The 9,814-nt window shown below is 49.2% G+C and carries 14 protein-coding genes; 4 read left to right on the top strand and 10 right to left on the bottom strand.

The features are described 5' to 3' along the window. Positions 1-102: 102 nt before the first annotated feature. Genes CLV36_RS10305 through bluB form a run of 3 tightly spaced genes read right to left on the bottom strand, consistent with a single transcriptional unit; the run spans position 103 to position 1,224 of the window. Positions 103-354 carry a hypothetical protein gene (locus tag CLV36_RS10305; protein WP_106342619.1) on the bottom strand — a complete coding sequence of 84 codons (252 nt, stop codon included), beginning with the start codon at positions 352-354 and terminating at the stop codon, positions 103-105. A 36-nt stretch (positions 355-390) separates the two neighbouring features. Continuing rightward, the gene (locus CLV36_RS17320) at positions 391-537 is read right to left on the bottom strand and encodes a hypothetical protein (protein WP_154986363.1); all 147 of its coding nucleotides are present in this window, start codon (positions 535-537) and stop codon (positions 391-393) included. Between the two features lie 3 nt (positions 538-540). Next, positions 541-1,224 carry a 5,6-dimethylbenzimidazole synthase gene (gene bluB, locus CLV36_RS10310; protein WP_106342620.1) on the bottom strand — a complete coding sequence of 228 codons (684 nt, stop codon included), beginning with the start codon at positions 1,222-1,224 and terminating at the stop codon, positions 541-543. Between the two features lie 1,236 nt (positions 1,225-2,460). Between bluB and CLV36_RS10315 the strand changes: the two genes are divergently transcribed. From CLV36_RS10315 to CLV36_RS10325, 3 genes are all read left to right on the top strand, one after another. Continuing rightward, the gene (locus CLV36_RS10315) at positions 2,461-2,892 is read left to right on the top strand and encodes a DUF2621 family protein (protein WP_102991516.1); all 432 of its coding nucleotides are present in this window, start codon (positions 2,461-2,463) and stop codon (positions 2,890-2,892) included. Between the two features lie 190 nt (positions 2,893-3,082). Further along, positions 3,083-3,289: a cold shock domain-containing protein gene (locus CLV36_RS10320; protein WP_102991515.1), complete on the top strand. Its 207-nt coding sequence runs from the start codon at positions 3,083-3,085 to the stop codon at positions 3,287-3,289. A gap of 139 nt (positions 3,290-3,428) precedes the next feature. Further along, on the top strand, positions 3,429-4,340 hold the full coding sequence (locus tag CLV36_RS10325; RefSeq protein WP_106342621.1) for an RluA family pseudouridine synthase: 912 nt from the start codon (positions 3,429-3,431) through the stop codon (positions 4,338-4,340). Positions 4,341-4,420: 80 nt separating this feature from the next. Here CLV36_RS10325 and CLV36_RS10330 read toward each other — a convergent pair whose 3' ends face one another. The 6 genes from CLV36_RS10330 to CLV36_RS10355 all read right to left on the bottom strand — a co-directional run bounded on the left by CLV36_RS10330 (position 4,421) and on the right by CLV36_RS10355 (position 8,991). Continuing rightward, positions 4,421-4,723 (bottom strand): YunC family protein, encoded by a 303-nt coding sequence (locus CLV36_RS10330; RefSeq protein ID WP_102991513.1) that lies wholly within the window; start codon positions 4,721-4,723, stop codon positions 4,421-4,423. A gap of 141 nt (positions 4,724-4,864) precedes the next feature. After that, on the bottom strand, positions 4,865-5,122 hold the full coding sequence (locus CLV36_RS10335; protein WP_102991512.1) for a DUF6154 family protein: 258 nt from the start codon (positions 5,120-5,122) through the stop codon (positions 4,865-4,867). Positions 5,123-5,202: 80 nt separating this feature from the next. Next, complete coding sequence (locus tag CLV36_RS10340; protein ID WP_106342622.1) at positions 5,203-6,639, bottom strand: bifunctional metallophosphatase/5'-nucleotidase; 1,437 nt, start codon at positions 6,637-6,639, stop codon at positions 5,203-5,205. Positions 6,640-6,652: 13 nt separating this feature from the next. Then, on the bottom strand, positions 6,653-7,474 hold the full coding sequence (locus tag CLV36_RS10345) for a sulfite exporter TauE/SafE family protein (protein ID WP_106342623.1): 822 nt from the start codon (positions 7,472-7,474) through the stop codon (positions 6,653-6,655). A 75-nt stretch (positions 7,475-7,549) separates the two neighbouring features. After that, positions 7,550-8,413: a DUF72 domain-containing protein gene (locus tag CLV36_RS10350; RefSeq protein WP_102991509.1), complete on the bottom strand. Its 864-nt coding sequence runs from the start codon at positions 8,411-8,413 to the stop codon at positions 7,550-7,552. 323 nt (positions 8,414-8,736) lie between these two features. Beyond that, positions 8,737-8,991 (bottom strand): hypothetical protein, encoded by a 255-nt coding sequence (locus tag CLV36_RS10355; protein WP_106342624.1) that lies wholly within the window; start codon positions 8,989-8,991, stop codon positions 8,737-8,739. 405 nt (positions 8,992-9,396) lie between these two features. Here CLV36_RS10355 and CLV36_RS17325 point away from each other — a divergent pair, with 405 nt between their 5' ends. Further along, on the top strand, positions 9,397-9,549 hold the full coding sequence (locus tag CLV36_RS17325) for a hypothetical protein (RefSeq protein WP_181352975.1): 153 nt from the start codon (positions 9,397-9,399) through the stop codon (positions 9,547-9,549). A gap of 35 nt (positions 9,550-9,584) precedes the next feature. Here the strand turns inward: CLV36_RS17325 and CLV36_RS17520 are convergent. Beyond that, on the bottom strand, positions 9,585-9,814 hold a 230-nt coding region (locus CLV36_RS17520), incomplete at its 5' end, for a hypothetical protein (RefSeq protein ID WP_219904903.1).

Raw genomic sequence — 9,814 nt, forward strand, 5'->3', positions numbered from 1 at the left:
ATCTGCAACATTAGGTACTCTTGGTGCATCCACTGCATTAGAAAAGCCAGCTACGTTTCGTTGCTGGCTTACCGTTTTTTGCTGGCGGGGATGATCCGCTTCCTACAACGCATCATCCATAAACCGGGCGGGGCTGGGTTCTTTCTCCTGCGCCGCTTGGCTACGTTGCTGTTTTTCATGTTGCAAAGCCTGCTCCATCAGTTGAATGATTCCCTCATTAAAACTGAGGTTCCGTTTACGGCAATAATGGGCGAATTCTTTATCTAATTCTTTTTTTAACAAAATCATGCGCTCCACTTTGCTGTCTTGTGAGCGATCTACATTTTCCTCAACAAATTTCATGAACAAGTCCACATGAAAACCCTCCCCATAACCGCTCTTTGCTCAGTGTCATTCCATTCCAATCCTGTAGCGGCGCGCCCCTAAGATGACAACTTCACCATCGCGCCAGAACCCGTGACTAGGGCGTGTCTGATGAATAGGCCAGCGGCTCCAAAACCATTTCATTTTCCCATCCACTTGATATTGGCCAGACACGGCCTAGTCCTCCTCTGTGGTTTGAAAAGATGACAACCGTTGCCCCCAGGCATTTTCAAACACCAAATCACCCAACGCCAATCGCTTTTTCCAACCTAACTCTTCCAGCATCGGCTTGTCTCCGAACCGCTCCGGATATCCGACGCACAGGTAAGCAACGAGTTCCACTCCTTCCGGAAGTTGAAGCAACTTTTCCACAAAAGGCTTGTCCAAAATGCTCACCCAGCCGATGCCGATCCCTTCCACCCGGGCCGCTAGCCACATGTTCTGAATAGCAAGGCAGGTGCTGTACAAATCGGTTTCCGGCATCGGCCCGCGTCCCAACACAAACGGCGCATCCCGGCGTCGGTCACAAGTCACCGCCACATTGACCGGAGCCTCCATAATCCCTTCCAGTTTCAACGACCGATACAGCTCTTTCCGCTCCTTCTCCGTCAACTGCGCCAACTGCTGGCGATTGGTTCGCTCAAACGAATCTTTGATCTGACGGCGGATGTCTCTTGAAGTGACCATGATGAAATTCCAAGGTTGCATAAAACCGACGGAAGGGGCATGATGCGCCGCCTCCAAAATACGGTGCATCGCCTCTTCGGGTACCGGTCGGCTTGAAAAATGGCGAATGTCCCGCCGGGCCTTTATCACTCGATGCACCGTATCCCGCTCACTCGCTGTAAACAAGTCACTCACCCTTGTCCCCCTCCTCTTATCACTTGCTCAGCCACTTCGGACGTTGCGCCTGCCAAGAAGCCCGTATATCACCTTATCTCTATCTTATCTGATATTGCATTCTGTTCACACTATCCAGACCCATTCTAACCGTACGTTTTTTACCCGGCATCAGTGTTTTTATCATTGAGGTTACACACTGATGACACATACGCCTCACACCTCGCACGAGGCATCATCCGTTCGGAGGTGCCACTCAGTTTTCGGTTATGTTACAAACTGTTACAAACCAGCTGCCCCTTCCAGATTTCCCTGTGGTTCCAAGCATCTCTGCCCCATTTCGCGTAAAGGTTCCGTCTTTTTTTTGACCATAAGTTACCCCAACATTACATGTGGTTTACAGTTGCGTAAAATCCGGGACAAACCGACAACCCGCCCTATATAATGATCACAGATAAGCAAAACGGAGGTGCGACGTAATGAACAACGCATCGATCGGATTATTCAACGCAACTTTGATCAGCATTCCCTGTTGGGCAATGATCTACTTCACTTGGCAAGCACTGATTGGTTAATCATTGATATATACATCGGTATTACGAATAAAACGGATTCGATTTTCGGTTCACATATACATTAACATCACGGGAGGAGATCCTTATGAACAACGCATCGATCGGATTATTCAACGCTACCTTGATCAGCATTCCCTGCTGGGCAATGATCTACTTCACTTGGCAAACATTGATCGGTTAATTTCACTATCATCGTCAATCACCTAGGCAACCCGCATCCGGTTTTCGGTTCCACTCATCACATGGACATCACGGGAGGAGATCCTTATGAACAACGCATCGGTCGGATTATTCAACGCCACCTTGATCAGCATTCCTTGCTGGGCAATGATCTACTTCGCTTGGCAAGCATTGATCGGTTAATTTCACTGTCATCGTCAATCACCTAGGCAACCCGCATCCGGTTTTCGGTTCCACTCATCGCATGGACATCACGGGAGGAGATCTGTATGAACAACGCATCGGTCGGATTATTCAACGCCACCTTGATCAGCATTCCCTGCTGGGCACTCATCCTGTACGGCATGAACTTGTTCTTCTAATCCTACATCCATTATATCTCAACGAATGCGAACCTCTCCCGGATGAGAGGTCTTTTCTATTTCATTGCAAGCTTGTCACCGTATGATTGCCTTCGATATAATGAATCGTTGAAAACAAGCAGGAAACGAGGTGGTAACGGATGACGGGACCCATTTGGTTGCAATGGTTTTATGTTCTTTTTTGGATTGCATTGATCAGCTTGATGGCCATCGGTGGGTACTTTATGTTTCGCAAATTCCTTAAAGCGTTGCCAAAAGCGGACGGCAAGTCGATTCTCGATTGGCAGGAATACTACATAAAGGAAACACTCCATTTGTGGACCGATGAGCACAAGGCGTTACTTAATGATTTGGTCTCTCCCGTGCCCGAACTCTTCCGCGACGTGGCCAAACAAACCATCGCCGGCAAAATCGGGGAGCTGGTGGTGAAAGAGGAAGCGAAGCAATTGTCGCAGGATCACATTATCCGCGGCTATATCCTTGCTACTCCCAAACGGGATCACAAGTTTTTGATAAAAAAACTGAAAGAGCGCAACATTGACATTTCACCCTACCAAGAGTTGCTCAAGTGAGGCCCCCATGCCAATCTTCCTTGCATCAACAGTTTGATCATGATATGATTGGATTGAGCGTTAAAAGTGGGTGCTTCAATCAAGTTTCATCTTGCGGCCTCTTTGTTTCAAAGTAACAAAAGGTTCCAAGTGCTTGAGGAATTACCGCTTTTGAATTGCCGCTTTTCTTAAATGTAAGGAGGCCCAAAAGATGAAGGGTAAAGTAAAATGGTTTAATGCTGAAAAAGGTTATGGATTCATCGAGCGTGAAGATGGTGGCGACGTATTCGTTCACTACTCCGCTATCCAAACCGAAGGCTTCAAAACCCTTGAAGAAGGCGAGCCAATCGAATTCGATATCGTTCAAGGCGATCGTGGTCCTCAAGCAGCCAACGTTATTCGCGTAAACGCAAGATAAGGATGACCAATCCAAGCACTTCCTTCACGGGAAGTGCTTTTCTTGTACCCATCAACAGAGTGGGAGAAAATAAACACTGGGGAACAGCTGACAAGTCATCCCCACATCATATTCATATATAGGAAAGATGGCCGAGCAAATGAAACAATCACCTTCCCACAACAAATGGATTACCTACACCATTACTGAAGCGTGGGCCAATCGCACGGTTGAAGAAGTGCTGAAAGGTCCGCTTCTCATCTCTGGGCGTATGCTAAACCGCCTGACACGCAGCAAAGGCATTCTGCTCAATGGGCGCGCGCCCTACCTTAAGAAAAAAGTGAAAACAGGGGACCGCTTGAAAGTCGCCGTCCGCCCCCAAGAACAATCGGAGCTGACTCCGGAGCCGGTGCCGTTTGGGCTTATCTATGAAGACGCCGATCTCATGGTTGTCGACAAACCGGCTGGTGTGGCCGTCCATCCGGTGCGCCCCTCTGATCGAGGTACCTTGGTGCACGGCATTTTACACCACTTAACAAAGCAGGGCGGGGGCGGAATCGTCCGGCCTGTCCATCGTTTGGACCGAGACACCTCCGGGCTGATCCTCATCGCCAAAAACGCCTACATGCATCAGCTGTTGGATCGTCAATTACGCGAGAAAAAGCTGGAGCGTATCTATCTCGCCCTCAGCAGTGCCCCGATTCCACAAGCTTACGGCACCATCGTCGCCCCGATTGGTCGTGATCCGCACCACCCCACGCGGCGGAAGGTAACGGAGCGCGGTGAACCCGCAGTAACCCATTACCGCGTGTTAAACCACAATGACCAGGCTACCCTTGCCCGCGTGGAATTGGAGACTGGCCGCACGCACCAAATCCGGGTTCATTTCGCCCATATCGGCGCCCCCTTGATCGGGGATCGGCTCTACGGCGGATCGTGCGCTCATATGAAACGACAAGCGCTACACTCCGCTGAGATGGCCTTCATTCACCCACTCAGTGGCGAACTGATGCGATTCACTTCACCATTCCCCGCCGACATGGCCGCAGCCAAACAACAATTGGGTTTGTAAACCACATTTGCCTTGGCTTCATAGGCGCTTGTGGACAAATGCAAGCGCCTTCGGTTTCTTCTCCAAAGGCGCTTTGTTTTTCAGATCATTTTCAGCAACGCTTCTCTCCCCGTCATGCCCGCTCTGATGCCATGTTCCTCGGCCGTGTGCGTAACCATGGTCAATGGCGCGTCCATCAGCTGTTCCAAAGAGCGAACTCCTTCCGCGCGCGCCGCGATAATCTCCCGCTCTCGCAACCGTTCATTCAACAGCCCCACATCCAGTGCACCGCACATGATATAACCCTTTTCCGTGGTGATAACCAAGAGCGTCGTTTTCGGCAATGCCACTTCGATCCCCAACACGGTATGGCCATCCACCTCAATCGGTTTCATCGCAATCATTTGGTTCCCTCCTCCAGATGATTCCTTATCAAGGTATGTGCCAACACCCAAAAAAGTGAGACCCATCACATCGCGGCAAAACCAAAAAAGCGGGCACCCCATAGGGTATGCCCGCTTATTAGTGCCCAAACGCCCAGGTTATCAATGTACTTGCGAAGAAGTCGGTGTCCCGCGAAACGATGGGAGCTTCCCATCTTGCATCATTTTCATCTTTAACATTTCCACCAAGTAAACGCCGACCATCTGAACCACTTCGTCATCGGTCATCTGCTCAATCATCTGTAACACATGCTCCCGGGATTGTTCTTCCAAGATGCTGAGCACAATGGCCACCGCATCATCTTCGTCATCATTTAACTGGTCTCGGTACAACGAGTAAACTTCATCCACAAAACTCATCGCGGCTATCCTCCTTATCCCTATTGTAGCGGAGTCCATACCATATTTCGAGGACACCATAAGCAACCATTATCTTCCTCTCATATCCGGTGCCATCGTTTAACTTCGCACCGCGCCAAGGCGGCGGGCGCCTGCAATTGTTTCGCCAACAAATCCCGTAAGAACTCTGGCAAATAATATTTTTGTACTTTTCCCTCTTTCAAACCCATGTATCCGATGCCAAAGGTAAACATGTCAATCGTGGCCAAACGGACTAGCTGCTCTTCCTCTAGTCGGGAACCGTTTATCCTGATTTCCTTGATCCGTTGAAAAGGCGGCGCCTCCGGGTCATAAAACACTTCCATTCCCGATACGCTGACAGTCCCCAACACTTTCCCCCGAAAGCCGAAGCCACGAATCGGCAAGGTCACAAACTCATCAAGCAACGCCTCTTCCAGCGTCCGGCGAATTTCTTTCCCCTCGATCGTCATCAACACGGGATTGATGGGATGAGGGCACACCGCGTGTAACTGTTGTCTGGTCACTGAGCCCGCAGGAATCTCTGCTAAAAGCTGGCCATTGTTCACCAAGGCAGCTTCGGCGCCAACCCAGTCGCACAGCGCATCCGCCAACAGATTGGGCAATGGGCTTTCTCCATACCAGTCCACCCCCAGCGGGCGGGACAACTGGTGAATCGGTTGCGCCATGTTTTCCAAGGCTTCTCCACGATAATGGGCGATCAGCTCCTGCATCTCCCGCTCCTCAGCTCGTCCGGCAAGCGGATAAACCCGTCCTCGGATCGTACGCACACGGCCTGCGTCGATATCTACCTCGATTTCGATATGGCCGAGGTGCTGTCCGTGTTTGCCCGCTCCCGCCAGCCAAGTCTCTCCCACCCGCTCCAACTCTTCCAGCAAATGATGCGTGTGGGCCCCGATGATCAAGTCGATCCCCGGCACTTCCTTCGCCAGCATCCGATCATTCATCAAACCCAGATGGGACAGAACCACGATCAAGTCCACTTCCCCGCGCAAGCGGCGCACATGCTCAGCCAAGGTGGATACAGGGTCCCGCACATCCCAACCCATCAGCTCATAAACAGTTTGATACGGAATGGTCGCTGCCAACATGCCGATCCGTACCGAACCCAGTGTGACATGGGAACAAGGGCGAATCCAAGCCGGTTGCCCCGTACGCTTCACTTCGTACACATTGCTGCTTAGCACCTGATACGGCGCATCCCGGTACACCGCCGCCAGCTGATCTTGGGAAAAGGTAAGCAACTCATTGTTGCCCAATGTCACGAAATCATAACCCATCCGTTCCAAGATGGTGCCGTTCACCCGCCCATCGGTCCCTTCTGTTTCCATCCGTACCCGGTCCATATGGTCCCCGATGTCCAACAGCAAAGACCACTCATTTCGCGCTTGCCACTGGGCGCGCAACTCTTCGATCAACGGCGCCATCTTGGACGTTTGATCCAGATGGCTGTGCAAATCATTGGTATGTAATAAATGAATGCGATCGACTCGCGTCACACGCGCCCCTCCTTCAAACCAAATTGAGCCCGTCCAAGATCATGCGCACGGCTGTCACAATAATCGCGATGCGCAACAAATTCAACAGGGTGCGACCGCTCAACTTCGCCGAAATCCAAGCTCCGGCCCTGCCGCCCATCCACGCCCCCGGTGCCAGCACCAACGCCGAAAGCCAGTGAATATTGCCTTGAACAACGTGCATCACGCTGGCTGCAATCGAGGAAAGGCAGATGATCAGCATGGAGGTGGCGGTAGCCACATGCGGCGGAAACCGAAATAACATGATCATCATCGGCACCAACAGCGAACCGCCTCCGATGCCAAACAGCCCTGATATCACGCCTACCAGGAAAGAGAGACCCAAAGCAGTCAACCGATGATAGCCGTACTCATACACCGTTCCGGCCGGGTCAGTGTACGTCTTGGTCACATCCAACCGCACGGGTCGGGCCGTCCCTTTCTCCTTGATGCGCAACAACCAGGATACCAATAACATCAAGCAGCCAAAAGCGGCGAAAAACGTGTCAGATTGAAACAGGCGGGTTATCCACGCGCCCACCATCGCACCCGGGCCGCAAGCCAAAAAAAACACAAACCCGCTTTTCACATCCACCCGCCCCTGCTTGAGAAAAGACAAAGTGGAACTCAGCGCGGTCAAGACAATCAACAACAAGGAAGTCCCTACAGCCACAGACGGAGTGATCCCTTGGAAAGCAGGATGAATCCCCGCCAGATAAATGAGCGCCGGCACGATCACGATGCCACCGCCCAATCCGACCAGACTTCCCAATGTGCCGGCTAGAAGACCGACCACAAACAACAGCATCCATTCCATATTGCGTCATCATCCCATCTGCACTCTTCGGACGCGCCCAGCCGACAGCCCACTGGGGCCGTCTACCCCCTCGGCTTAAAAAATACCCAGCTGGCGCGGGGCCAAGCCCGCAAACTCTACTCCAAGTAGCCGCATCATCAGATTGGCGCTGTCGACCGCATCCCCTTGAGAGTTATTATTGAATAACAACGTGATCCGCTTCACCCTCTGTTCCAATTGCCGCACATAACCTACCCACTCTGCCAGCTCAGCTTCCTCATAACGGTAAGCATAGCGAACATCTCGCCAATTGGGTTGGCCGGTGTTGTTCCAACCAGCAACATTGCGCCCATGAAAACGGACAATCGCCTGCTCCGGCACCGTCGCTGCCACCACCAGGGGCACCGACCCTTCTCCCGCTTGGGGTTCATCACAAATGACATGAATGCATTGCTCCTGTTCCAACAACCGAAGGGTTTTGTCGTGAAAGTCAGGATAAAACCAGCTTTGGTTGCGGAATTCCACCGCCACCGGCACATCCCGGAATGCTTCCCGCACCCGTCGGATATACTTCACATGTTTTTGCGAACAATCATACCACGGCGGAAATTGAAACAGCACCGCTTCCAGCTTGCCAGCGCGCAACATCGGTTCAAGCGATACCCGCATATCCTCGACCAGCTCCCGCCAAGGGCGCACCGGTGCCTTCTCCAACCGTCCGTGCCCAGTCAACTCCCGATACGCCTTCACCACAAATCGAAAACTCTCCGGCGTCTCATTCACCCATCGCTCCATCCGTTCCACTGGCGCAATCGCATAAAAGGTGCTGTCCACTTCTACCACCGGGAAATGCCCGGCATAGATCGCTAACTTCTCCCTAGCCTGCGTCCCTGGCGGATAGAGGTCATGATCTCCCCAGCCGCACACCCCGATTTGAATAGGATTGATGACGGAACTCATCTGTATGTTCAACCTTTCCGACTTGGGTTATGAATTTTATTTTATCATTTGTTAAGTCTTAAAAAAATGATAGACATAAGGGATTAATTGTCTTTTGACCTGTTCATTCATCTGCCATGTAGACATCTGAAATCGTCAAACCTGGGAGAGGATTACGAAGGAACGCATATATATCCTTTCACAATCCCTACAGAAACCTCCCCCAATTGAGGGAATTTTCTTTAAATACCCTCACCAACCATTGGGCTGGACGCATCTCATTTACTTGTACTACTTCGCACTAAAACAAGACTATTCGATGAGACCTGAGAAGTTATGTATTCTTAATAAAAAATAAAGTAGAATAGTTCGAATAGAACCGTACCTGCTCCTACTAAAGCCAAAAATACACTTATCCAAAAATCTATTGTTTGGCTATGGATTATAGTAGATCCTTCCCGGTCAATATACTTTTCACCTGCGTCATTAAAACTTACTTTTTGAAAGCATAAATCAACTTTTTGATTCGTTTCAAATTGATCTTCTTTCCGCCAAATAAATTGATCCCCAAAAAGCTTTAGTTCAGTCAAATAAGTCATTAGTTCTTCTATTTCTTCATCTGGACATATACCCTAGACTTATCACCATCACTCTTTATAAATAATTAATCGCCCATCACTTGTTCAACCTCCTATATTTTATATAATTCCAAACGAAATATATTGCTGTCACAATCGAAGAAATAGTTAGTATACCTAAAAAATCAAGTTCATACACACCAACGATGTTACCTGTTACAAATAAAACTAATTGGTATAAAAAGAAGCACACGCACTTTAGAGCTAGTTTTTTCATTATGTGTCCCCTCTTTGATGACCATTGGTACTAAATCGAGAAGTCATGCCCAATTTATTGCGATTATTCGTAGGTAATGATATATTTTGTGTGAGTTGTTCCAATTTAAATAAATTAGTCACAATTATCTATTTAAAGGAGGCTACACCATGGGAGTAAGCGGTAATGAGCTTTTTCCTTTAATTATTGCTTTAGGTACTTTATTATTGATTCCTATCAGTCTATTTGCTTTAGTTTTATTTATTCGCGCTTTACTATTAGCCATCCCTATTCTTAAAAAGCTAAACAAAGAAATGAAGTGAGGTAAAAAACGTTGGTGAAAAAGCCAACAGCTTTTTTATAACATGAATCTTACTTTTTTTACATAGTAGGATAAGTTTCTTAAAAAGCAAACTGAATATGCTAGTTGGAAAATAAAAAACGAGAATGTTGACAAACCCTGCGAATCAACTTTGTTGATCGCAGGGTTTTGGTATATAAAAGGGATATAAACAATTAATGGATGAATATCAACCCATATAAACTTAAAACCACCTCCCTTACCTGCTCTCGAAAGCAGCATAGCCA

This window comes from Laceyella sediminis, assembly GCF_003003125.1.
Taxonomy (GTDB): Bacteria; Bacillota; Bacilli; order Thermoactinomycetales; family Thermoactinomycetaceae; genus Laceyella; species Laceyella tengchongensis.